Raw genomic sequence first — 23979 nt, 5'->3', positions numbered from 1 at the left:
TGTTATGTTAGAACCTACTTTAGCCGTATTTAGTGCAGACCAATCAAAGGTAGAGCTGAGGCTTACCCCAAATACTCACGGGCCGATTTCAACTGAGGATATCACTCAGTTACTGAAGCAACCTGAATTTGCGATGCTGTTCCCCATTACCCCAGCCATTGATAAAGCGGTTAATGAAGTTAACGCCCTTTGTGGCCAAAACCCTGGTAATCACGAACTTTTTTTCACAATAGCTGAACGTAAAGACGGCACCATCAAGATTAAAATCAGCGATGACAAAATGCATGCCTCAATGACCATTACCTCGGCATGGGGCGGAAAAGACATTGTATTAGCCGATGTATTGAACACGCTTAAAAGCCATAAAATTAAAATGGGGTTAAGTAAACCTAAAATCATGGCACTGATGCAAAGGCTAGATATTTTACCACCAGGTGAAAGTTGCGAAGGTGAAATTGCCATAGGTAAAGCGCCCGTAAATGGCGAACACGCTATATTGACCCGTAAAGTTCCTTTAGCTCGTGAACGACTATTGCAACCTCAGGAACGTGAGGATGGCTCGGTGGATATGCGAAACCTCGGCGCGCTGGTTACCGTAAAGCCTAATGATGTTTTAATGATTAAACAGCCCGCTACCGAAGGCGTTGCCGGTTATAACGTGCATGGTGATATCTTAAATCAAATACCCGGCAAAGATAAGTTAATGATCCCCGGTGATGGCACAGCTTTACACCCTAGCGATGCCAATAAACTCATTGCCACAGTATCTGGCCAGCCGGTCGAAAACCGCAAAGGCATGCAGGTCGATGACGTATTGCAAATTAAAAATGTCGATGTTAAATACGGTCATGTTGATTTTAAAGGCAGTATTTTAATCACTGGCGATGTCCACGAAGGTATGGAAGTGAAGTCCACCGGAGACATTACTGTCATGGGCTTTGTCGACTCAGCCACCCTTGAAGCCGATGGCGATGTCATTGTGAGTAAAGGCGTAATAGGTCGATTAATTAAAGATCATGAATTAAGTACCAAAATTTCAGCTCAAGGACAAATTTGTGCTCAGTTTGTACAATATTCAGAGCTAAAAGCCCAAGACGAAATTCTGGTCACTAAGCAGTTATTACATAGCCATTCAGAATCTGGCAGCACCATTACCGTGAGTGATACAACTGGAAAGCGGGGTGACTTAGTCGGTGGCAAAGCAACCGCAGCCAAAGGCATTCACGCGATTGCCTTCGGTGCAACGGCTGGTACAAAAACCGAATTATTTTGCGGTATGCAGCAGCAAGAGCTAAAGCAGACCTTAAAAGCATTAGATGAAAGCGTTAAACAATTAGTTGTCGCGGGTCTTGATATCGAGTCAAGATTAAGAAAACTGCCACCTAAAAAAGAATGGCAAAATGATGCAGGAATGATTGAGCAAGTCAAAATGATGCTTGACCAAAAAAATCAGATTGCCGCAGAACGCTTAAAAGAAGAAATTGAATTCGAACAAATTAAAAATGAAGTCGAAGATTACTACGACAAATATTTTATCAAAGCTGGCCGAAATATATTCGCTAACGTTGAGGTACACATTGGTAATGCCCAAAACCGCACTCAACGTGAGCATGGCCCCTGCGTTGTAAAAAACATTAACGCTGAAATCAGCTATGACTACAGCAAGTAAACTTCGCACCTCATGATAACGATATATTCTGCTCTTGGTTTTCACCGCCATGAATGATGTAAACTGGCCAGCCATCGTGCAACTGCATTTGCACGATGAGCTTATCTACATCAAAAGCCCTCGGGCCTGGCAAGACTTCCTTGCTACTGACGCAATGCATCTTGTGGCACAAGACCAACTGATTGACAGTAGCGGCCAATGCTATCTATTTTCACAGCACACTAATCAGCACAATCTTACCCCTTCAGGTAACTTAACCGTCAGCCAGTTTATTCCTTTAGTACAACAATTTGCTCAATTACAGGGACATTGCTGCAGCAGCAAACTGCTATTTACCAGCTTCGAACAAGGTTTTGCGATAATAGATCAGCTAGATTGATTGAGCTATTGTGAGCCGTCTGGCAAAATAGCCTGAATTTAAGTGAGTTAGCTTGAGAGTGTGCATGGAGTTATTAAATATTGAATGTCTAGGTAAACGATTGCGTTTAGAAGGCTCAATGGCGGGTTGGCAACAGTTATACTGGGACAATCAGCTCGTGTCCCAAAAATCGGCTTCCCCTGATAACCAGATATTTAACATTCATCAATTTGAACTCACATTACAACCTGCGTCACCTTCATCAGATGGTGCTTTATCGCAGCCCCCACTCAATGACAGCCTTGTTGAAGCTCAAGTAAAAAAAATTCCCGTCCGTCTAGAAGTCGATGTTAAATGGCAGCCATTCAGTCTGGAATATTGTGTATTAATCGATGAAGAGCAGGTCACTCAGGGCCAGCGAACAACCAAAGACATTGAGCAGCAGGTCCCTGAAATCCCGACACCTAAAGTCAACAAAATCAGTTTGGTTGGCTTAGCATCATTAGGTTTTAAACTACTGAAAAGCGCAAAGGTGGTTAAAGCGATGTTAGCTGGGGCCAGCGTGGCAGCTTATTCGTGGTTATTTTCTATCGAGTTCGCCCTCGCCCTCATTGCCTGTTTGGTATTTCATGAATATGGCCACATTAAAGCCATGAAGCACTTTGGCATGAAAACCAAGGGGATTTACCTTATCCCATTTATGGGCGGTTTAGCCCTTAGCGACGAACGCATTAACACTCGCTGGCAAGACGTAGTGATCTCTATAATGGGACCAACATTTGGATTAATCCTATCTATCGCTTGTATGATCGCATACTGGCTCACTGGCAATGTGTTTTTTGCCGGATTAGCCGCCTTTAATGCTTTACTCAACCTGTTTAATCTATTGCCTATATTGCCATTAGACGGTGGCCATATTTTAAAAAGCATCAGTTTTTCAATGAACAGCCTTACAGGACTAGTTGCCTGTATTGTAGGCGCAGCCATTGGGGTGTACGTCAGTTATAGTTTAGGTTTAGCCTTATTGGGTTTCTTGCTGCTCATCGGCAGTTTAGAAATCGTTTTTGAATGGCGCGGACGTCATCATAGTCATTTATTACCGCTTGACCGTTATGGACAGATTTTTTCAACGATTTGGTATTTGCTTACCGTAGGAAGTTTAGTTGCGATCATTTGGCTCGTTGCAGGTACGGGTGATGACATGTTGCGGATGCCGCTAGAGATACTTAAGAGTTAATTGGGGGATGACTTAGTCGGTTAATTCAGACTAATATCTCATGTTTACTCATTGCCTGCCGCAAGCCTTAGCGAGACGCCGCAAGCACGTCACTGTGGGCTTAACCAAAACGTCCTTGTTTTGGATACTCGCAGGCACATCAGCACCAGAGCTTTCTCCTCTTCGACTTAACCACAAGTATTGCTAAGAGTAACAGCCAAAGATCTAAGAGCTTTATTTCAAATGAAGCCAAATCGAAGATATAAAATATCAGGTGTAAGCGCCACTGTAACCATCGATGGCAGGGATGCCATCGTTGAGCTTACAGGGACGTAATAGCTGTGTCACAGAAGTGCTTGCACGTAAGCCTGCCCCAGGCAATTAGTGAGATTGAAGCTTAACTTTACATCAAGCCTCAACATACAATAACAATTAAATTCTTAATGACAAAGTGATATGGAACTTTACTCCTTGCATCATCAATAAAGTTCGAACATCAACATCAAAGCTCAAACACATTGGTCATTACTTTATAAAGCTCTGTCCCTTGATGCACTGACGCAGATGCAAAGTGTAATATCGGCACACAGTCTTTATCTAAACTCAGTGGTGTAAACGCTTTGTCAGAACCGTATAAATCAAGTCTAAGCATATTAACTAAGGCTTGTCCCGAATTCAAAGGTTGACCCACTGTCGCGCAATACTCGACCATGCCAGACTGCGGTGCATGAAACTTTTTATAATCTTTTAAGTAACAGCCATAACGGGCCATTTCAGCGGGTTGAACTACCTCTTTAATCACCCCTCTATGGCTTAAATACGCCATAATGCCTTTAGCATCAACCAGTGCATCAGCCATATCAATCCGCTCTTGACTTGCCAACTCAAGGGTAAACGCTGCCACTGGGACATCAAAATAACGGCCTTGACTCGCTGCATATTCAGTAAGCTGCCACCAAGGACAAAACGCCGCCTCATCCATCGCACCACCAAAACTATTAGGAATAATTAGGCTGTATGGGATAGAGAAAAACTTAGCTGAATCGATATCATATTCAGGGCAATAAAGGTGCTTACAAGATTTAGGACCCGTGTGCAGATCTAACACAATATCCGCTTGATGGGCCAATGACTGTAAACTCACCGCCAAACGGTGACCTGTAGTTACTCCCCAAGGCTGCTGTAATTTGCTTTGGCACGCTTCAACTAGCATAGATTTGAAAGCCTGAATCAATTGTGCATCAGGCAAATTTTGATGTTCGCCATACCAAGCAGCCACATCAACTCTATGATCTAAATACTCTCTATTCCAATTAACTCCGGTAATCGGATCAAATCGACCTAAAGTAAACTCACCACTTTTTTGGTTAATTCCCAAAGGATTGGCTAGAGGGGCAAACACTATATCCCCTAAAACCTGACAGTTTTCGAGCAGGGTCATCAGCTGGTAAATCACCGCATTCCCCTGCACTTCGGCACCATGCACATTGGCCTGAACATACACTGTCGGAGCCTTGCTATCTGTACCTTTAAAGGTAAATAAAGGCACACTTAGCATTTGCCCTGCGGCAAGCTCACCGACAATCAGTGCACTTCGTATTGCTTTGCTCATCAATGGCTCACTCAAACAGGTTTTGATGTAAGGCTAAAACCACTTGAGCGGCTTCGGCTTCATCCACTAGCACACATAAGTTATGTGGACTGGCGCCTTGACAAATCATCCGCACGTTGTGTTTTTCTAATACCTGAAATACTCGACTGCAAATACCTGCAGTTGAGGCAATTTTATTACCAATAATAGCAACTAGGGCTAGCTTGTCTTCAACGCGCACACGACAATGCTGTGACAGTTCTTGTAATAAAGACTCACTTAACAGGCCTTGACCACTTGAATCGGAACCTGTTTTATCTAATGTGAGTGAGACGTTTACCTCTGAGGTTGTGATCAAATCGACCGAAATTTTATGGCGGGCTAATGTGGCAAAGGTTTCAGCTAAAAAACCTTGTGCATGAAGCATTTGTAAACTATGAAGATTTAATAAGGTTTGATCACGACGTAATGCCACTGCGCGATAAACTGGCGTATCTTCTACTTGATGACGGATCCAAGTACCACCGGCTTGAGGATCTTTGCTTGAACCGACAAACACCTGAATTTTCTGACGAACAGCTGGCAAGATTGTCGCAGGATGCAGAACTTTTGCACCAAAGGTTGCCATTTCAGCGGCTTCGTTAAAGCTGATTTCAGCAATAGGACGCGCATTCGGCGCAAGACGTGGATCAGTGGTGTAGATACCCGCTACGTCGGTCCAAATTTCTACAGCATGGGCTGTTAACGCCTCGGCTAGGAGCGCCGCAGAATAATCACTGCCACCTCGGCCTAATGTGGTTGTACGCCCCTCATTATCCGCACCAATAAAGCCCTGGGTGACAATCACTTGATTAGCGAGTAATGGTTGTAAAAAATCACGCGATAACGTGGCAATTTGTTCAATTTGCGGTTCAGCACGGCCAAAATGGCTATCTGTACGTAATACCTGACGCACATCAAACGCACTCGATGCGGTGCCTTTTTCACGGATAACCGCAGCAAATAACACTGATGAACATTGTTCGCCCATTGAAAGCAATTCATCCATCAGCGCTTTACTACGATCAAGCACCAATGACTCGCTTAACACTGACATCCGGCTAAGTAATTTATCAATTTGCGCAGCAATATCTTGCGGGCGCCCTAAATCGTCAATAATGCGATATTGAATTTGCGCGATTTGCTTTAACAAACTTAAACGACGCTCATCATTGACATTGGCACTGGTGAGTTCTACCAGCAAATTAGTCACACCACTTGATGCACTCACCACCACAACTCGGGTATTAGGGTTAGATAAAACGATATCCGCGCAACGACTCATTGCAGGGTAATCTGCAACAGAGGTTCCACCAAACTTGGCTACAACTAATTGATTTAACGACATGAAATACGCTCCGAACTAAACTTCGTTCGAAGAGCCTGGTGCTAAGATAACGCACCCTTAAAGAAGGGAAACAGCAATCACCACCAGAAGCTCTCCACCAAAAAAACAGGTGACAATCGTCAGGATTCAACCTGAACGACCGATAAATAAAATAACCAAATTTGATTTATCTCGGCGTTAATCTCCCTCGTAAGCGGTCATCGGAATTGGTTTTCCTCAAGCTTACTACCTAGTTAACGCTCCTCTTCTGTGCCTCCCGTTAAGGAGGGATGTGCAAAATAGCAATAAACCTATAGCGAAGTCAATGCACAAAATATCAACTTGAAGTTTTAAAAACTGAATGCACTATTTTATGTTATATACAATGGAATTATGACTGAATGATTAGCGGGATAAAAATGACAAATTAAAGCGGTATTGGTATCAATGATGTGCTGATGATAGTGTAAATCAGTCATAGGTATTAGAAACCCCTGATCATTTGTTAATTTTATTGTCTCATATAAAAATTAACAAATGTGCGTCAACACAATTTAGTTTCATTCGGGAAGATCGCTGACTAATTTCAAACGCTGATCAAACAACCCCATAGACACCTCATCGCGATGAGGTTCAAAGCAAGCGACTAACGACAGTAAGCCTTGATTGACATAATAAATAGCGTGCTGACCAAACTCTCTACCTAGCTCAAGCGCCTGATCTTTATCTATAAATATGGCCCAACTTTTTTCCATATGCGACATATCGGGTGCAGCACCAACCAAGCAACGATATGGACTGCGATATTCAAGAATTTTAGATTGCAACGCCCTGTCTCTTAAACGGTTTTGACTAGGCGTTAATACATGACCTAGTGGGTTATGCGCTGTAACAATTGCAAATGAAAAATCACTGGATAGAGGCTGAGTAAGCAAAAACTCCGTTTTTTGATAGTTCTGCCACAGCATGTCGATAACATTTTCCATAATAAATCTCACCAAATAAGCCGAAAATAGTGTAGCAGATAGGTTTAAATAGCGAAAGATTTGTGACTTCAGTCACAATAAGAAGAAAACATAAAACACTTAAAAATCAATTGAATGAAGTGCACTCACCCCCTTAAATAAAGCTTTGTTAATAAATTTATTAACAATTCATTTGTTAACAAATGCAAAAAAAGGGTACAATAGTCATCACTAGCTCATCAATCGTCACAAAAAGCTTACTTTAGCGATAATTTGTAACGTTTCGGTTTGTGATTTATTGAGCTAAAGTTTTACTGTTGCGCAATAAATGTTCTACTTTTAAAGGCCTGTCTCTCAATATATAGGTTTAGTGAACATCTACAGGAACTTTTAACCTATTTAAAGTTCACACTATATAGCAGCGGTATTACCCTTTTTTGACAAAGACGTTTTTAACGGCTTGTGTAAAACTCATTCGGATATCAAATGAGCGAGTGTTTAAGTTCAGGGTAGACATAGTTAAACACCCAATAATAGAGATTTTTAACGTGTGCTAATGCGCATACGAACAACGCTAGCAACGATGCTAGATAACGAATTTTATCATTTTTATTTTAGGTAACTTATTATGCAAAACCCACATATTTTAATTGTTGAAGATGAAGCAGTTACACGTAATACTTTACGTAGCATTTTTGAAGCTGAAGGCTATGTCGTTACTGAAGCAAATGACGGTGCTGAAATGCACAAGGCCATGCAAGAAAACAAAATCAACTTAGTGGTAATGGACATTAACCTTCCTGGTAAGAATGGTTTGTTATTGGCTCGTGAACTTCGCGAAATCAATAATATCGGCTTAATTTTTCTAACCGGTCGTGATAACGAAGTTGATAAAATTTTAGGTTTAGAAATTGGCGCAGATGATTACATCACTAAACCATTCAACCCTAGAGAATTAACCATTCGTGCCCGCAACTTATTAACTCGCGTAAACAGTGCTGGTACGGACAACGAAGAGAAAGGTTCAGTTGAATACTACCGTTTCAATGGTTGGAGCTTAGAAATCAACAGCCGCTCTTTAGTTAATCCACAAGGTGAGTCTTACAAGCTACCACGCAGTGAATTCCGTGCGATGCTTCACTTTGTTGAAAATCCAGGCAAAATTTTAACTCGTGCAGACCTGTTAATGAAAATGACAGGCCGTGAGCTTAAGCCGCACGACCGTACAGTTGACGTAACGATTCGTCGTATACGTAAGCACTTCGAAAGCCTGGCTGATACGCCAGAAATCATCGCCACTATCCATGGTGAAGGCTATCGTTTTTGTGGCCAATTAGAAGACTAATTATAGATTTGATTAGGATCTAATGAAAAACCGAGCATGCATGCTCGGTTTTTTTATGTCTGCAGCCATCACCGCATAACGGGCATAGGTAGCGACTGTGAATAAAGCTAAAAGATCCACCTTCTGCAGAAGTTGGCTTTGAAATCACTCCATAAAAGGGGAACTTTCCAAACGTGCGTTAACAAGGCGCCGTAAATATATCCCTATAGGCTCTACTAAATCATCCCTGATTTAGAAGCTTGTACCGCACTATTAGCAAAGCTCACGCATTACTTGAGTTAATAAGGCTATATTTAGGGCTGAAAGTAAAGAATCCACCTTCTGCAGAAGGTGGCTTTAATATCACTCCCTAAAAAGGAGCTTTCCTACCGTGCGTTACCAGACGCTGTAAATATATCCCTATAGGCTCCACTAAATCATCCCTGATTTAGAAGCTTGTACCGCACCATTAACAAAGCTCACGTATCACTTGAGTTAATCAGCTATTGAACGTACGTCAGGCAGAGCCTAATTGATGATGATAATCACCTACTGAAGTAGGTGGTTTAGGGGCTGAAAATTAAACCTGACGGTTTTTCTGCGCCCAAAAACCTAACAATATAAAACTGCCCAATATGGTTACTAACATCCAATACCCTGGTAGTAGCCTTAATTGCCTTGCTAGTATTGGGCTTAATGCAACAATAGCTAAACCATAACCAAAGGCATTAATGAGTACAAACACCAAAGTGCGGACAATAAACCCCTGACCGGATAACACTCTTCTCACAATACGATTAATATCAACTGCGAACATCACAATCAAACAGGCAACTAAGGCTGTACTCACTTCACTTATCCATGGCGAAATATAATTTGCCACTTGATTTAACACCGAAATAATTTGATTCAAATACACCTCATATCTACTATTGCGCTATCAACGCTTTACTATCAACAGTGGACAATTGTTATGGCGAATAAGTTACTATTGCTAACACGAGAAAACGAGCTTTATCGTGATTTATTAATACAGCGCAATTTAACGGATTTAGTCATTTTGGACGACAGTCCAAGTAGCATCACTGAAGCGAATATTTGGTTTGCTGAGCCGGCACTTGCGGCTCCGTTGCTGAACCATGCCAAACAGCTGCGTTGGTTTCAGTCTACCTTTGCTGGTGTAGATAAGTTGATGGCCCTGAAACAACGTCGAGATTATCAATTGACTAATGTGCGCGGTATTTTTGGCCCCTTAATGAGTGAATATTTGTTTGGCTATTTATTGGCTCATAATCGGCAGCATCAGCATTACCAACAACTGCAGCAACAAAAGCAGTGGCAGCCAGGTAATTACAGAACGCTTCAAGGTAAGCAACTGTTATTGCTAGGCACAGGCTCAATAGCACAACATATTGCGACGACCGCAAAACACTTTGGCATGACGGTTACAGGCATTAATCGACAAGGGACCCCTACCGCAGGTTTTGATCTGGTCGATAAAATTGATAATTTATGTTTGCATTTACCTCAAGCTGATGTGATTGCCAGCGTGTTACCAAACACTCCCGCAACCCAGAACATTCTCAATCGCCAGAGTTTAGCCCAATTAAAACCTGATGCGATATTGTTCAATTTAGGACGGGGCAATGTACTCGACCTTGATGCATTAACCGCACAATTAGCACTAAAGCCAGAACAGCGTGCAATTTTAGATGTTTTTAATCAAGAACCCTTACCCTGCGATCATCCCATTTGGCTAGCGGCCAATGCGATAATCACACCACATGTTGCCGCACCGAGTTTTCCAGTTCAAATTGTTGATATTTTTAGTCAAAATTATGCGTTATGGCGCAATGAACAACCCTTAAATTTTCGTGTTGATTTTGAAAAGGGTTATTAATCCCCCTAAATTGTGTTCATTTTACAACCTGCCACCGTCACACCATAACAAGGTAATCTGAGTAAAAGTGATAAATGTATCATTTTTACTCAAAAGTTATTGCCAATGATAACCGTTTTCATTTAGAATTAGATTCATTGAAGAACGCTGTGTTGTTTATAACTTATTTCACTCAATGTAGAGGCTAATATGTACGTTTGTCTTTGTCATGCAATTACAGATAAGCAAATTAAAGAAGCTGTTCGCCAAGGCGATTGCTCATTAGCTGATGTTAAAAAACGTTTAGGCGTAGCAGATCAATGTGGTAAATGTGCCAGAATGGCAAATCAGATTATCCAAACTCAGTTAGAATTTGAGCCAAACTTTTACGAAGTGGCTTAACACTGCAACTATATCCTACCAATCGTTTGTGGTGAGTGGAGAAGTACTCATCACAATACCAGTAATACTTCATTAACCAGATCATTTTTATTGGGATAACTTAGCCGATACTCAGGTTATTAACTCAATCACTGACAACGAATAAGTCAAAAGTCCACCTGCTGAAAAAGGTGAATTTGATATCACTCCCTAAAAAGGAGCTTTCCTACCGCGCGATAACAAAACGCTGTAAATATATCCCTATAGGCTCTACTAAAACATCCCTGATTTACAAGCTTGTACCGCACCATTAGCAAAGCTCACCTTCAGGCAGTGCAAAATTGATGATAATCACCTGCTGAAGTTGGTAGTTTAGGGGCTGAAAATAAAAAAGCCCACGTTTTCACATGAGCTTTAAAGGTGAAAATGACTCAAGCTAATAAGCTATTCTGCGCCGACCTGTGGCTCAGTTTCAGCATCATCAACCGCCAGCTCTACCGTTTCAATATCGACACTGTCGACACGTTGTAAGCCTCTGGGTAATTTCGCACCTCTTCGGCCTCGTTCACCACGATAATGCTCTAAATCGCTGGCTTTAAGTGTAAGTTTGCGCTTACCCGCCCAAAGGGTCACTGCAGCACCATTAGGTACAACATTTAAATGCAGAAGTAACTCTTCACGATTTTTGGCTCGTTCGCTCGGAATACCAATAATCTTGTTCCCTTTACCTTTAGATAATTGCGGTAAAGCGTCTAAACTGAACATTAACATACGACCTTCACTGGTAATCGCCAGTAATGATTGTTCTTTGTCTTTACCGATCAATTTAGGTGTCATGACCTGTGCATTGGCTGGTAAAGATAATAACGCTTTACCTGCTTTGTTACGGCTAACCATGTCAGCATAAGCCCCAATAAAGCCATAACCCGCGTCACTGGCTAATACATAGCACTGCTCGTCTTCACCCATAATAACGTGTTGCATCACCGCGCCTGGTGCCATATTAAAGCGCGTGGTAATGGGCTCCCCTTGGCTTCTGGCTGAAGGCAGTGTGTGGCTGTCGGTCGCAAACGCTCGACCGGATGAGTCTACAAATACAGCGGCTTGATTACTTTTCCCTATGGCACTGCATAGGTAACTGTCACCCGCTTTGTAGTTTAATCCTTGTGCATCAACATCATGCCCTTTAGCACAGCGTACCCAACCCTTTTCTGACAACACAACCGTCACCGCTTCAGCTGGGGTTAACTCTTGTTCGGTTAATGCTTTAGACTCTTTACGTTCAATAATCGGTGAGCGACGGTCATCACCAAAGGTCTCACCGTCTTGAATCAGCTCTTTTTTCACCAGGGTTTTTAAACGGCGATCTGAACTTAAAATCAATTCAAGCTTGTCACGCTCAGCCATCAATTCATTTTGTTCTGCGGTAATTTTAAACTCTTCAAGCTTGGCAAGATGGCGTAACTTTAACTCTAAAATTGATTCGGCTTGTTTATCACTTAAGTTAAAACGAGCCATTAATTCCGCTTTAGGCTCATCATGGAAGCGAATAATTTCAATCACTTCGTCAATGTTCAAAAACGCGATCATTAACGCTTCTAAAATATGTAATCGCGCTAACACCTTATCCAAACGATATTGTAAACGGCGAGTGACTGTTGATACTCGGTACTCTAGCCATTCACTTAACATAGGTAGCAAGCCTTTGACTTGCGGTCGCCCATCTAGCCCTAACACGTTTAAGTTAATGCGAAAGCTTTTTTCTAAATCAGTTGTCGCAAATAAGTGTGCCATCAATTGATCGCAATCCACCCGATTTGAACGGGGGACTACAACTAATCTTACAGGATTTTCGTGATCCGACTCATCACGTAAATCACTGACCATTGGCAGTTTTTTTGCCTGCATTTGCGCTGCAATTTGCTCTAGAATTTTGCCACTACCGGCCTGATGTGGCAGCGAGGTAATGATAATTTCATGATTATCGACATGATAAACCGCGCGCATTTTGATAGAACCACGACCGGTTTGATATATTTTTTCAATGTCAGCACTAGGGGTAATGATTTCAGCTTCAGTTGGGTAATCTGGACCTGGCACCAATTCCATTAAACGCGCAAGGTCAGTTTTAGGGTTATCTAATAATTCAACGCAGGCCGACACTAGCTCACGCACATTGTGCGGTGGAATATCGGTGGCCATGCCCACAGCAATACCCGTGATGCCGTTTAATAAAATATGCGGTAATCGTGCAGGTAACGTTTTAGGCTCTTTTAAGGTACCGTCGAAGTTAACGCCCCACTCAACTGTGCCTTGACCTAATTCAGACAATAACACTTCAGAGAATTTTGACAGTTTGGCTTCGGTATAACGCATGGCCGCAAATGATTTAGGATCATCAGGCGCCCCCCAGTTTCCTTGACCATCTACCAGCGGGTAACGATAAGAGAAAGGCTGAGCCATTAATACCATGGCTTCGTAACAGGCGCTGTCACCGTGAGGGTGATACTTACCTAATACGTCACCGACTGTACGCGCTGACTTTTTAGGTTTAGATTGCGCATTGAGGCCAAGCTCGCTCATCGCATAGATGATGCGACGCTGTACTGGCTTTAAACCATCACCAATATGCGGTAATGCACGATCCATAATCACGTACATCGAATAATTTAAATAAGCCTCTTCGGTGAATCGGCGTAATGGCATTTGCTCTACGCCATCTAAGCTTAATTCAATCGCATCACTCATCGGTGCTTTCCTGTGTTTGATCAGCGACTTTGTAGAACAAACGGTACACGTTGCCTTTTAAGTCATCTGAAATATAAATTGCGCCATCTGGTGCTGTCAGCAAATCAAATGGTCGGGCAACGGGAAACTCGCCGTCTAAAAAGCTCACTACGGTTTCCCGATCTGAAATAGTGGTTTTAGGTTGGCTGTGATCTAGCGTTAACATCACAATTTGATAACCCACTTTACTTGAGCGATTCCATGAACCATTTTCAGCTAAAAATAACTGTTGTTGGTAACGCTCGGGAAATTGCTTGCCTTGATAAAAATGTAATCCTGTTGGGGCAACATGGGCTGGCAATTCGAAAACAGGTGGGGTGATTTTTAAATTTGTGGGTTTATCGTAAGCGGGCTCTTTGACATCAGATGCATGAATATAAGGAAACCCAAAATGAGCCCCTTTTACATCAAGGCGATTTATTTCGTCGGCGGGTAAATTATCGCCCATCCAGTTGCGACCAAGATCGGCAAACCACATTTGGTTTGTCCCTGGCTCCCAATCAAAACCTGTTACGCTGCGCACACCTAATGCCACTTGCTCACTTGCTCCCGTTTGCACGTTAATAGCTAAAATACTGCCATAGGGAGCGGGAGCCTCACATACGTTACAGGGCATACCGAGCGCGATATATAAGCGACCATCGGGACCAAAACGCATTGCACGGGTATAACGTTTTTCTAATTCGGGTAAGTTAGTATACACTTCTTTGGCACGAGATGGACGACGTAAACGCTCTTCAATCTCTTCATATTTGATAATGCGATCTTCTTCACTGACGTACAAATCGCCTTTGTAGAATGCAAGTGCATCTGGGTTTTCCAACCCTTTAGCCACCACATACCGTTTATCCACCTGACCATCTTGATCATTATCTACTAAAGCGTAGATTGTGCCGTTTTTTTGTGAACCCACAAATAACGTACCATTATCACCCAAGGCCATTTGCTTAATATCACCTAAATCCGAGGCGTATAAAGACAAACCAAATCCTTTAGTAACGGTAATCATTACCGATTGAGTTGCATGAGCATACCCGACAATAACCGTGCTCAGCCCAAGCAAAACCCAGACTTTAACGATCCATTCCCAACCATACTCGAATGACTTCGATTTGATATACAACATCTAATTAATCTTTTGCCTCTAATTTTTATTATTGGCGGTTAAAAACAAATGGAATAAACGCGTTAAATTAACACTCTCTCACTGGAAGAGGGTATTTAAATTTGCGCTAAATCCCCTTTCGTTTCTAACCAACTCTTTCTATCTGGCGAACGTTTTTTAGCAAGTAACATATCCATCAATGCATCGGTGCCATCGTCATCATTAATGGTCAATTGCACTAAACGACGGGTATTAGGATCCATGGTCGTTTCACGTAATTGCAATGGGTTCATTTCACCTAGCCCTTTAAATCGGGTAACCTGAACTTTGCCTTTTTTCTTTTCCGCTGTAATACGATCTAAAATGCCGGTTTTTTCTGCTTCATCAAGCGCATAAAAAACCTCTTTGCCTAGGTCAATACGAAATAACGGCGGCATTGCAATATACACATGGCCTTTTTCAACTAACACTCGATAATGTTTTAAAAATAAAGCACAAAGTAGCGTGGCAATATGTAAACCATCCGAGTCTGCATCGGCTAAAATACAGATTTTACCATAACGCAGCTCATCAATATTGGCACTGTCTGGATCACAGCCAATGGCCACTGAAATATCGTGCACTTCCTGAGATGCTAAAACCTGAGCTGAATCCACTTCCCATGTATTTAAAATTTTACCACGAAGCGGCATAATGGCTTGAAACTCACGATCTCGCGCCTGCTTAGCACTGCCACCCGCCGAGTCTCCTTCCACTAAAAACAGCTCACCACGCATTGGGTCTTGGCCGGAGCAATCGGTCAACTTACCTGGTAAAGCTGGGCCTGATGTCACCTTTTTACGCGCCACTTTTTTAGCCGCTTTTAAACGACGCTGCGCGTTACTGATGCACAGATCGGCTAATTGCTCGGCTAACTCAGTATTGGAATTTAACCACAACGAAAAGGCATCACGCACGATACCTGACACAAATGCAGAACTTTGACGACTAGACAGTTTTTCTTTGGTTTGCCCAGCAAACTGAGGATCTTGCATTTTTATTGAGACAATAAATGCCGCTTTATCCCAAATGTCTTCTGGTGATAATTTAATGCCACGCGGCACTAAATTGCGAAATTCACAAAATTCACGCATGGACTCTAACAAGCCTTGTCTAAAGCCGTTAACATGCGTGCCGCCTAATGGTGTAGGAATAAGGTTAACGTAACTTTCGTTAAGACTTTCGCCACCTTCAGGTAGCCAAGTAATCGCCCACTCAGCCGCTTCAAGTTCACCGGTAAAGCTACCTACAAAAGGCTCTTCAGGTAATAAAAGGGAGTCCTTAACGGCTTCTTTTAAATAATCGGTTAAGCCACTTTCGTAATACCACTCATGCACTTCACCATTTTGTTTATTGGTGAATTTAATTCTAAGCCCTGGGCATAAAACGGCTTTGGCGCGCAATATATAGATTAGCTTTGAGGTAGAGAAATTGGCAGAGTCGAAATAACTGCTATCCGGCCAGAAATGTACGCTAGTTCCCGTATTGCGACGACCACAGGTACCTGTAACCGTGAGCTCTTCTACTTTGAAACCATTTTCGAAGGCCATTTCGTATACTTGGGCATCGCGGCGGACAGTGATTTGAACGCGTTTTGACAGTGCGTTAACTACTGAAATTCCCACCCCATGTAAACCACCGGAGAACTGATAATTTTTATTAGAAAACTTACCACCAGCATGCAGCTTGGTAAGAATAAGCTCGACCCCAGGTATCCCCTCTTCAGGGTGAATATCAACAGGCATACCACGGCCGTCATCGGTCACCTCTAGGGAGTTATCAGCGTGCAATACCACTTCAATTTTTGTCGCGTGACCAGCCAGTGCTTCATCGACACTGTTATCAATTACTTCTTGACCTAGATGATTGGGACGAGTGGTATCGGTATACATGCCCGGACGGCGTTTTACCGGGTCGAGTCCATTGAGGACCTCAATTGCATCTGAAGTATATTGATTAGTCATATTCCACACATTTTGTTATTCATTAAGCAAGGGCTTAATTTTGATTGTTAAGGCAGCTGAAGAAATCGACAAATTTTATCGAGCTGTTGCTCGTATCCCACAAAACTGTGGTCGCCATTAGGTTCGAGATGTAATTCACAGCAATGATACTTGTGCAAAGCCTGACGATAATCTAACACTTCGTCACCAGTTTGCAACAAAACCAAGAATCTATCGGGGTGGCATATGACATTTGTATCATATTCAGCCACAGCGAGACGATCTTCATCTACGATCTGGTAATGTTCACCAGTGTAGGGATTATATTGGTCACCCAAAAACTCTTCAAATAAATCATACGGTTTTACTGCTGGATTAACTAAAACAGCTTTACCACCATACTTTTCGGCTAAAAAACTCGCAAAATAACCCCCTAATGACGAACCAATAAATCTTAAAGGCTCCCCCTCGGCAACGGCGCGTTCGGTTAATGCTGTTAATAATGCCATTGCAGCGTGGATTGATGTCGGTATTTGGGGCTGATGAAACGTTAGATTAGGATAGTGTTGTTGGATGTATTGTGCCGTTTGAACTGCTTTATCTGATTGATTAGAGCTATTAAATCCATGTATATAAAGCAACATATATCCTCACGCTGCGGTCAAATCAATATTGACACACTATCACAAGCTTATTAAAAAAGTGTTTCGAGAGAAGTTTAGTAGCCGCTGGCTTCATTGTCTGGGGTAAAATGGTCACCTGCAACACGGTACACTTCAGTACGAATGCTACCATCGCACTGCAGCTCCAGCAAACGATAACCGGGTTGAACACCATCTAAAGCGAAATGATCGGATAAAGGTTTGAATTGAATGCATGTAGAAGGTGTTGCCATCAAGGCCACCTCACCATGTGGCCCTGAATGTTGTTGGTTGACCTGCTGATGCACATGTCCCCACAACAGCCCTTTTACCTGCGGATATTGACTAACACGTTCGATAAATTCAGTGCCATTTGCCATACAATGCTGATCTAACCATCCACATTGCATTAATATCGGATTATGGTGCATAGCCAATAATACATGTTTTTCAGGCTCTGCTTTAATCGCCGCATCAATCAAAAGAAACTGTTGCTCACCCATAAAACCGCCTGGCTTACCACGAACGGTAGAGTCCAACATCAAAATTTGCCAATTTCCGGCGATAATGCGCTGTTGACCAAAAACATTTGCCCCCTGCATATGTAACGCCATCATACGCGGATCATCATGATTGCCTGGCAGGTAATGGCATGGCAAATTGATACTGGCAATTTGGCGAACAAAATTATGGTAAGACGTGGCAGAATAATCTTGGCTGATATCGCCGGACGCAATAAGTAAATCGGCTTGTTCAGGAGAATGATTGAAAGTATCAAGTACCGCTTGCAGACTCTTTGCCGTGTTGACCCCCAATAGTTGAGATTCAGGATCAGCAAAAAGGTGCGGATCCGTAATTTGGATCAGTCGCACCGATTGATTTTCTTCAAAAGTGTAATTAACCGCTGACTTCAGCACTTACTATTCCCAAAATCTATTGTTTCAAGTTATTACGACGGCACAATACTGTGACATCCAATTTTTAATAACTCTTCCAAAAATGCATTTACCTGAAATTTTTCGTCTGCCTGATGCATATGTATATTGGGATAATCATATACTGGTTTAAAACTAAAAATCTGTTGGCTAGTTAACACTTCTGCTAATTGGGCATCATGATAAATTCGCACGACCACTTTAGGCGATGTCACAAATAAGCTATGTGGCAGGCTGCGTGAAATTTCAATTAGCTGGGTATATTTGGTGTTTTCTAGCAAGGTAACCACTAACGAACCGAACTCCCCCTCAATTATCCACTGGGTGTCATGTTCAGATTCATCCGGTAACCATTTTAAAATCAACGCATAGTTACGCCCACACAAGCCTAAAAAAGCACTTACGTTAGGTTGGTATTTATTTTTTTCTAGCGGATTAAACCTAGCCACTTGATTAACTATGCCCTCTATTAGTAAACAACATATACCCGTTTAGTTTGCTGATTGATATTGCTGATAATTCAACATCAACCATTGGATCCCCAGTACCGTTGATGCGTTATCAATGCGCCCAGACTGCACCCATTCATAGGCTTGAACACGACTAACAACATGCACTTTAATGTCTTCATCTTCACTATCTAGCCCATGCAAACCTTTGGCTTGGCTAGCATCTACACGGCCAATATAGAGATAAAATCGCTCACTGGTGCCACCGGGGCTGACTAAATAACTATTGATATAATCAATATGACTGGCGGTTAGACCTGCCTCTTCAAAAAGTTCACGGCTTGCAACTTGCTCAGGACTTTCGCCAGGCTCGATCATACCTGCGACAAGCTCAAGAAGCCAGATTGATTTAGTGGTTGCTAATGCTGGAACACGCAACTGTTCAATTAACACCACCTTGTCTAAAATCGGATCATAGGGCAACACCACTACCGCATGACCGCGTTCAAATACTTCACGGGTGACTTCCCCGCTCCAACCACCAGCAAACAATCGATGTTTAAATCGATATTCATCTAATCGAAAAAAACCTTTATAAAGCACACGTTTTGACAATAATTCAAAATCATCATCAGCAGTAAAACCTTCTGTCTTTTTATTATCTATCATGGATATTCCGGCGTTATGTCGACTGAATGCCAACGGAAAAATACAAATTACATTAATGGTATGAGCATACTGTTATACCGTTAACTCTAACGTGAAATAAAATCTGTTACACTTCACAGTTGACTTACTATGAGAAGTTTTTAATATTCAATATTCTAGCAAGTAAGATTTTACTTCTATTAAGTAACCCCTTACTCTGACAAATATAAGACAACATCACTCAGAAGCGGAATCACTTTTGAACTGACAATGTTGCAATAGGGTAAGCGATGTAACATCTGACTATAAAGTTAGTAAATGTTCATACTATTAACTATATAGTTAACAACTAAATTATTTATGCTTGGTAAAAAAGTGTTTTACACTGGCAACCCAGCATGGTGCTAGTCGCATTAATGTAGGTAGTTTCTCTTCATTGAGCGCTTTTATCAAACTAGCCACAAACTACAACTTTAAAAATTTGTTATTTCTATAACTCAATACATAAGCATTGTCTAAAAGGGCAGAAAATGAAATTCAAAATAGGTTCTTTATACGCAGCGTTATCGTTTGCAGTGATTGCACCGACAGTACAAGCTGACGATTTAATGCAGATATACCAACAAGCACTGACCAGTGATCCTGTCGTGTTACAAGCTCAAGCGCAACGTAATGCCTTATACGAAAAGATTGAGGAAAACCGTGCTCCGTTATTACCAACAATCAGTGCAACGGTTGGTTACGCTAAGGCATGGAACAAGTACGATGGCCAAGAAACCATTAAACCTGAAGGTTTTACTGGTGGTGTTAAGTTAAGCCAGTTAATTTATGACCACAGTGCTTGGGTTGGATTAGACCTAGCCGAAATGGCAGCCTCTCAAGCCGATGCAGCTTACGCAACGACATTACAATCACTCATAACCCGCGTCACTAAAGCCTATTTTGATGTGTTAACGGCCAAAGATAACTTTGAGTTCCAAGGGGCAGAAAAAGCAGCAATTGAACGCCAACTGGAGCAAACAAAACAACGTTTCGCAGTCGGTTTAACCGCCATTACTGACGTACATGAAGCACAAGCACAATATGACCTCGCTTCTGCGCAAGAAATTTTAGCTGAAAATAACCTTGCCAATAGCTATGAAGCATTACGTGAAATTACCGGTATCGATCATAAATCACTGAACATTTTGGATACTAACCGCTTTTCTGCTGGTGCTCCTGCACCAGAAAAATCAACCGATTGGTTAAAAATGGCAGAAGCGAGCAATCTAGCGTTATTAGCTCAACGTATCGGTAAAGATATAGCAAGTGAAACCATTAAACTTTATAACGCTGGCCATATGCCTTCTTTAAGTTTAGATGCGGGTTACACCAAAGGTTTTGATCAAAGCCCAACCGAAGACTTTGATAACAGCAACATAGGTATCACTTTACGCGTACCTATCTTTGAAGGCTTTAAAGTATCTTCACAAGTAAAACAAGCGCAATTCCAATATGTTGAGGCAAGTGAAAAACTTGAACAAACTCATCGTGGTGTTGTAAAAGATGTGCGTAATAACTTCAATAACGTATCGGCTTCTATCAGTTCTATCAGAGCTTATGAACAATCTGTCGTGTCTTCAGAAAGCGCTTTAAAAGCCACTCAAGCGGGTTTTGAAGTTGGTACCCGTACCATCGTTGACGTATTAAACCGTACGCGTGACTTGTACGACTCAAAACGTAAGTTATCAGATGCCCGATATGGTTACATCAATTCAATTGTGGCACTTAAACAAGCGGCTGGTACGTTGAATGAAGATGATGTAATTGCTATCAACAATGGCCTTATGCCTCAGTAGTTTTGCATCAACTGTAAATAAAAACGGCCTATTTAAGGCCGTTTTTTTATATGTATAAATCCGCTTTAGCAAGTCCTAATAAACAATCCCGATTTTGCTCGAATTAAAGCCATAAAAAAACCAGCCATTCTTTCGAATAAGCTGGTTCTTTCAGATGACGATTAAGACGTTGGCTTAACCTGTCCTTATGCTTGCGGACGCATCGCTGGGAATAAAATCACATCACGAATAGTGTGAGTGTTAGTGAACAACATCACTAAACGATCGATACCAATACCTTGACCAGCCGTAGGTGGTAGACCGTGCTCTAGTGCTGTAATGTAATCAGCATCATAGAACATCGCTTCATCATCACCAGCATCTTTGGCATCAACCTGTGCTTTAAAGCGATTGTCTTGATCTTCTGCATCATTTAACTCGCTGAAACCGTTAGCCACTTCACGGCCACCGATGAAAAACTCAAAACGGTCAGTGATAAAATCATTGTCATCATTACGGCGCGCTAATGGAGAAATATCCGCAGGGTAGCCAGTAATGAAAGTGGGTTGCATCAACTTAGGTTCAGCGGTTTCACCGAAGATTTCTTCTAACAGCTGACCACAGGTCCAGAATTTCTCTAACTTGATACCTAGGCTTGATGCTAGATCACGCATAAACTCAACGTCTTTAACTTGCTCGTAAGTCATAGCCTGAATAGTAGCATTGTCAGGGTTGTGCAGCTGAATCGCTTCTAACATGCTTAAACGAGCATATTTGCCACCAAACTCAACGGTTGCTTCACCGTAAGGCATGCTAGTACTGCCTAATAAATCCTGGGCAATTGAGCCAAGCATTTCTTCAGTCAGATCCATTAAGTCTTTGTAATCAGCATAAGCCATATAGAATTCCATCATAGTGAATTCTGGGTTATGGCGAGGCGATAAACCTTCGTTACGGAAGTTACGGTTAATTTCGAACACCCGCTCAAAACCACCCACAACTAAACGCTTAAGATACAGTTCTGGCGCAATACGTAAGTACATCGCCATGTCTAATGCATTGTGATGCGTGATAAATGGACGTGCTGAAGCACCGCCAGGAATAACATGCATCATTGGGGTTTCAACTTCCATGAATTCTTTTTTTATCATGAAATTACGAATAGCAGAAACCACTTTTGAGCGCATAACAAATGCATTGCGTGAGTCTTCATTAACGATTAAGTCAACATAACGCTGACGATAACGCATTTCTTGGTCAGTTAAACCGTGGAATTTTTCTGGTAAAGGACGTAATGCTTTAGTCAGTAACTGGTACTCTTCCATATTGACATACAGGTCGCCCTTGCCAGATAAATGCAATTGACCTTTAACACCAATAATGTCACCGATGTCTAAACCTTGATAACGTTCTTTTAAATCACCTTGAACTGACTTTTCTGCATAAGCTTGAATACGGCCAGATACGTCTTGGATCACTAAAAAAGGACCACGTTTAGCCATGATACGGCCAGCAATACTGGTTTGAAAACCTAATGCTTCTAACTCTTCCTTGGTATTCTCACCATATTTAGCTTGTAACTCGGCGGCTTTATGGCTGCGCTCCCATGTGTTTGGGTGTGCGTTAGCAGGACAGTTAGTGCGAATGTGCTCTAATTTAGCACGACGCTCTGCAATCAGTTTGTTTTCATCTTGTACTAGTTCAGTCATGATATCTTCTCGTGTTTACTTGCTAGGGCATGCCCTAGCGCGAATGTTAATTCGATTAAAGTCCTGATTTTAGGCTGGCTTCGATAAATCTATCTAAATCACCATCCAACACAGATTGAGTATTACGATTCTCAACCCCTGTACGTAAATCTTTAATGCGGGAGTCATCTAATACGTATGAGCGAATTTGACTGCCCCAACCGATATCAGACTTGGCGTCTTCAGCGGCTTGCTTATCAGCATTTTGTTTATACATTTCCAACTCGTAAAGCTTAGCTTTCAATTGCTTGAATGCTGAATCACGGTTTTTATGCTGGGAACGGTCATTTTGACACTGCACCACAGTATTGGTTGGAAGGTGGGTAATACGTACCGCTGAATCCGTTTTGTTAACGTGCTGACCACCCGCACCAGAAGCACGGTAGGTGTCAATTCGTAAGTCTGAAGGATTAATTTCAATTTCAATGTCATCTTCGATTTCAGGGTAAACAAACACTGAGCAAAATGACGTGTGACGTTTGCCCGAAGAGTCGAATGGCGATTTACGCACTAAACGATGCACACCGGTTTCGGTTCTCATCCAGCCAAAAGCATATTCACCGGTAAATTTGATCGTTGCGCCTTTAATACCGGCAACATCACCTGCAGTGACTTCGATTAATTCAGGGCTAAAATCATGAGCTTCGCCCCAACGCAAATACATGCGCAGGACCATATTGGCCCAATCCTGTGCTTCTGTTCCGCCTGAGCCAGATTGAATATCAAGATAACAGCTTGCAGCATCGTTTTTCCCCGAAAACATGCGGCGGAATTCTAAGTCTGCAAGGCGCGCTTCTAAGCTGGCAATTTCGTCACTGGCATCGTTGAAGGTTTCTTCATCATCTTCTTCAATGGCTAATTCCAATAAACCTTCAACATCTTCAAGGCCGCTGTCCATATCATCAATCGTCTTAACGACAGCTTCTAATGCTGAACGCTCTTTGCCTAAGGCCTGGGCACGTTCAGGTTCGTTCCACACTTCAGAACTTTCTAACTCTCGGCTAACCTCTTCTAAACGCTCACTTTTAGCAGCGTAGTCAAAGGTACCCCCTAAGAAGCTCTGTGCGCTCGGCCAGCTCCTTAATCTTGAATTTTACTGGATTAACTTCAAACATGAA

20 protein-coding genes and 1 riboswitch are annotated in these 23979 nt (G+C 42.1%); of the genes, 7 read left to right on the top strand and 13 right to left on the bottom strand.

Annotation, left to right across the window (positions count from 1 at the left end):
* Positions 1–4: 4 nt before the first annotated feature.
* From OHT75_RS05205 to OHT75_RS05195, 3 genes are all read left to right on the top strand, one after another.
* On the top strand, positions 5–1669 hold the full coding sequence (locus OHT75_RS05205; protein WP_264725407.1) for a DUF342 domain-containing protein: 1665 nt from the start codon (positions 5–7) through the stop codon (positions 1667–1669).
* A 49-nt stretch (positions 1670–1718) separates the two neighbouring features.
* Complete coding sequence (locus tag OHT75_RS05200; protein ID WP_264725406.1) at positions 1719–2048, top strand: DUF4144 domain-containing protein; 330 nt, start codon at positions 1719–1721, stop codon at positions 2046–2048.
* Positions 2049–2112: 64 nt separating this feature from the next.
* Positions 2113–3264, top strand: coding sequence for a site-2 protease family protein (locus OHT75_RS05195; RefSeq protein WP_264725405.1), 1152 nt, complete (start codon positions 2113–2115; stop codon positions 3262–3264).
* Between the two features lie 481 nt (positions 3265–3745).
* Here OHT75_RS05195 and OHT75_RS05190 read toward each other — a convergent pair whose 3' ends face one another.
* From OHT75_RS05190 to OHT75_RS05180, 3 genes are all read right to left on the bottom strand, one after another.
* Complete coding sequence (locus OHT75_RS05190; protein WP_264725404.1) at positions 3746–4855, bottom strand: succinylglutamate desuccinylase/aspartoacylase family protein; 1110 nt, start codon at positions 4853–4855, stop codon at positions 3746–3748.
* A 7-nt stretch (positions 4856–4862) separates the two neighbouring features.
* Entirely contained in the window at positions 4863–6221 is a 1359-nt protein-coding gene (gene lysC, locus OHT75_RS05185) for a lysine-sensitive aspartokinase 3 (protein WP_264725403.1), read from the bottom strand.
* A gap of 79 nt (positions 6222–6300) precedes the next feature.
* Positions 6301–6476, bottom strand: a riboswitch (Lysine riboswitch).
* A 284-nt stretch (positions 6477–6760) separates the two neighbouring features.
* Positions 6761–7186: a DUF3293 domain-containing protein gene (locus tag OHT75_RS05180; RefSeq protein WP_264725402.1), complete on the bottom strand. Its 426-nt coding sequence runs from the start codon at positions 7184–7186 to the stop codon at positions 6761–6763.
* A gap of 607 nt (positions 7187–7793) precedes the next feature.
* Here OHT75_RS05180 and arcA point away from each other — a divergent pair.
* Entirely contained in the window at positions 7794–8510 is a 717-nt protein-coding gene (arcA, locus tag OHT75_RS05175; RefSeq protein ID WP_264725401.1) for a two-component system response regulator ArcA, read from the top strand.
* A gap of 559 nt (positions 8511–9069) precedes the next feature.
* On the opposite strand, the gene OHT75_RS05170 is transcribed toward arcA, so the two are convergent.
* Positions 9070–9408, bottom strand: coding sequence for a DUF3392 domain-containing protein (locus OHT75_RS05170; RefSeq protein ID WP_264725400.1), 339 nt, complete (start codon positions 9406–9408; stop codon positions 9070–9072).
* A 54-nt stretch (positions 9409–9462) separates the two neighbouring features.
* Here OHT75_RS05170 and OHT75_RS05165 point away from each other — a divergent pair, with 54 nt between their 5' ends.
* On the top strand, positions 9463–10389 hold the full coding sequence (locus OHT75_RS05165) for a D-2-hydroxyacid dehydrogenase (protein ID WP_264725399.1): 927 nt from the start codon (positions 9463–9465) through the stop codon (positions 10387–10389).
* A gap of 189 nt (positions 10390–10578) precedes the next feature.
* Complete coding sequence (locus OHT75_RS05160) at positions 10579–10770, top strand: bacterioferritin-associated ferredoxin (RefSeq protein ID WP_188840205.1); 192 nt, start codon at positions 10579–10581, stop codon at positions 10768–10770.
* A 423-nt stretch (positions 10771–11193) separates the two neighbouring features.
* Here OHT75_RS05160 and parC read toward each other — a convergent pair whose 3' ends face one another.
* The 7 genes from parC to nudF all read right to left on the bottom strand — a co-directional run bounded on the left by parC (position 11194) and on the right by nudF (position 19317).
* The gene (gene parC / locus OHT75_RS05155) at positions 11194–13497 is read right to left on the bottom strand and encodes a DNA topoisomerase IV subunit A (RefSeq protein ID WP_264725398.1); all 2304 of its coding nucleotides are present in this window, start codon (positions 13495–13497) and stop codon (positions 11194–11196) included.
* On the bottom strand, positions 13490–14662 hold the full coding sequence (locus tag OHT75_RS05150) for a PQQ-dependent sugar dehydrogenase (protein WP_264725397.1): 1173 nt from the start codon (positions 14660–14662) through the stop codon (positions 13490–13492). The genes parC and OHT75_RS05150 overlap by 8 nt, the downstream gene beginning before the upstream one ends.
* A 95-nt stretch (positions 14663–14757) precedes the next feature.
* Positions 14758–16644, bottom strand: a complete 1887-nt coding sequence (parE, locus tag OHT75_RS05145; protein ID WP_264725396.1) for a DNA topoisomerase IV subunit B — start codon at positions 16642–16644, stop codon at positions 14758–14760.
* Between the two features lie 47 nt (positions 16645–16691).
* Positions 16692–17267, bottom strand: coding sequence for a YqiA/YcfP family alpha/beta fold hydrolase (locus OHT75_RS05140; RefSeq protein WP_264725395.1), 576 nt, complete (start codon positions 17265–17267; stop codon positions 16692–16694).
* Between the two features lie 74 nt (positions 17268–17341).
* Positions 17342–18181 (bottom strand): 3',5'-cyclic-AMP phosphodiesterase, encoded by an 840-nt coding sequence (gene cpdA, locus OHT75_RS05135; protein WP_264725394.1) that lies wholly within the window; start codon positions 18179–18181, stop codon positions 17342–17344.
* A gap of 32 nt (positions 18182–18213) precedes the next feature.
* Positions 18214–18648, bottom strand: a complete 435-nt coding sequence (locus tag OHT75_RS05130; protein ID WP_264725393.1) for a DUF1249 domain-containing protein — start codon at positions 18646–18648, stop codon at positions 18214–18216.
* A gap of 42 nt (positions 18649–18690) precedes the next feature.
* Positions 18691–19317 (bottom strand): ADP-ribose diphosphatase, encoded by a 627-nt coding sequence (nudF, locus tag OHT75_RS05125; RefSeq protein ID WP_264725392.1) that lies wholly within the window; start codon positions 19315–19317, stop codon positions 18691–18693.
* 509 nt (positions 19318–19826) lie between these two features.
* Here nudF and tolC point away from each other — a divergent pair.
* Entirely contained in the window at positions 19827–21134 is a 1308-nt protein-coding gene (gene tolC / locus OHT75_RS05120) for an outer membrane channel protein TolC (protein WP_264725391.1), read from the top strand.
* A gap of 185 nt (positions 21135–21319) precedes the next feature.
* Here tolC and lysS read toward each other — a convergent pair whose 3' ends face one another.
* Positions 21320–22822 (bottom strand): lysine--tRNA ligase, encoded by a 1503-nt coding sequence (lysS, locus tag OHT75_RS05115; protein WP_264725390.1) that lies wholly within the window; start codon positions 22820–22822, stop codon positions 21320–21322.
* A gap of 55 nt (positions 22823–22877) precedes the next feature.
* Positions 22878–23976, bottom strand: a protein-coding gene (gene prfB / locus OHT75_RS05110) for a peptide chain release factor 2 (protein WP_188840196.1) whose coding sequence is annotated in 2 segments (ribosomal slippage) — positions 22878–23900 and positions 23902–23976 — 1098 coding nt in all. Because the reading frame shifts where the segments join, the coding sequence is not laid out codon by codon here.
* Positions 23977–23979 lie beyond the last annotated feature (3 nt).

Source organism: Shewanella subflava, from assembly GCF_025971955.1.
GTDB lineage: Bacteria > Pseudomonadota > Gammaproteobacteria > Enterobacterales > Shewanellaceae > Shewanella > Shewanella subflava.
The sequence above is the reverse complement of the archived record's forward strand: the minus strand, read 5'-3'. Positions and strand labels throughout refer to the sequence as shown.

Coding starts and splice junctions, on each gene's coding strand:
- lysS (WP_264725390.1), bottom strand. CDS start 22,822: ATGACTGAACTAGTACAAGATGAAAACAAACTGATTGCAGAGCGTCGT.
- lysC (WP_264725403.1), bottom strand. CDS start 6,221: ATGTCGTTAAATCAATTAGTTGTAGCCAAGTTTGGTGGAACCTCTGTT.
- nudF (WP_264725392.1), bottom strand. CDS start 19,317: ATGATAGATAATAAAAAGACAGAAGGTTTTACTGCTGATGATGATTTT.
- OHT75_RS05165 (WP_264725399.1), top strand. CDS start 9,463: ATGGCGAATAAGTTACTATTGCTAACACGAGAAAACGAGCTTTATCGT.
- OHT75_RS05195 (WP_264725405.1), top strand. CDS start 2,113: ATGGAGTTATTAAATATTGAATGTCTAGGTAAACGATTGCGTTTAGAA.
- OHT75_RS05205 (WP_264725407.1), top strand. CDS start 5: ATGTTAGAACCTACTTTAGCCGTATTTAGTGCAGACCAATCAAAGGTA.
- OHT75_RS05190 (WP_264725404.1), bottom strand. CDS start 4,855: ATGAGCAAAGCAATACGAAGTGCACTGATTGTCGGTGAGCTTGCCGCA.
- arcA (WP_264725401.1), top strand. CDS start 7,794: ATGCAAAACCCACATATTTTAATTGTTGAAGATGAAGCAGTTACACGT.
- OHT75_RS05200 (WP_264725406.1), top strand. CDS start 1,719: ATGAATGATGTAAACTGGCCAGCCATCGTGCAACTGCATTTGCACGAT.
- parC (WP_264725398.1), bottom strand. CDS start 13,497: ATGAGTGATGCGATTGAATTAAGCTTAGATGGCGTAGAGCAAATGCCA.
- OHT75_RS05150 (WP_264725397.1), bottom strand. CDS start 14,662: ATGTTGTATATCAAATCGAAGTCATTCGAGTATGGTTGGGAATGGATC.
- OHT75_RS05180 (WP_264725402.1), bottom strand. CDS start 7,186: ATGGAAAATGTTATCGACATGCTGTGGCAGAACTATCAAAAAACGGAG.
- tolC (WP_264725391.1), top strand. CDS start 19,827: ATGAAATTCAAAATAGGTTCTTTATACGCAGCGTTATCGTTTGCAGTG.
- OHT75_RS05140 (WP_264725395.1), bottom strand. CDS start 17,267: ATGTTGCTTTATATACATGGATTTAATAGCTCTAATCAATCAGATAAA.
- OHT75_RS05160 (WP_188840205.1), top strand. CDS start 10,579: ATGTACGTTTGTCTTTGTCATGCAATTACAGATAAGCAAATTAAAGAA.
- parE (WP_264725396.1), bottom strand. CDS start 16,644: ATGACTAATCAATATACTTCAGATGCAATTGAGGTCCTCAATGGACTC.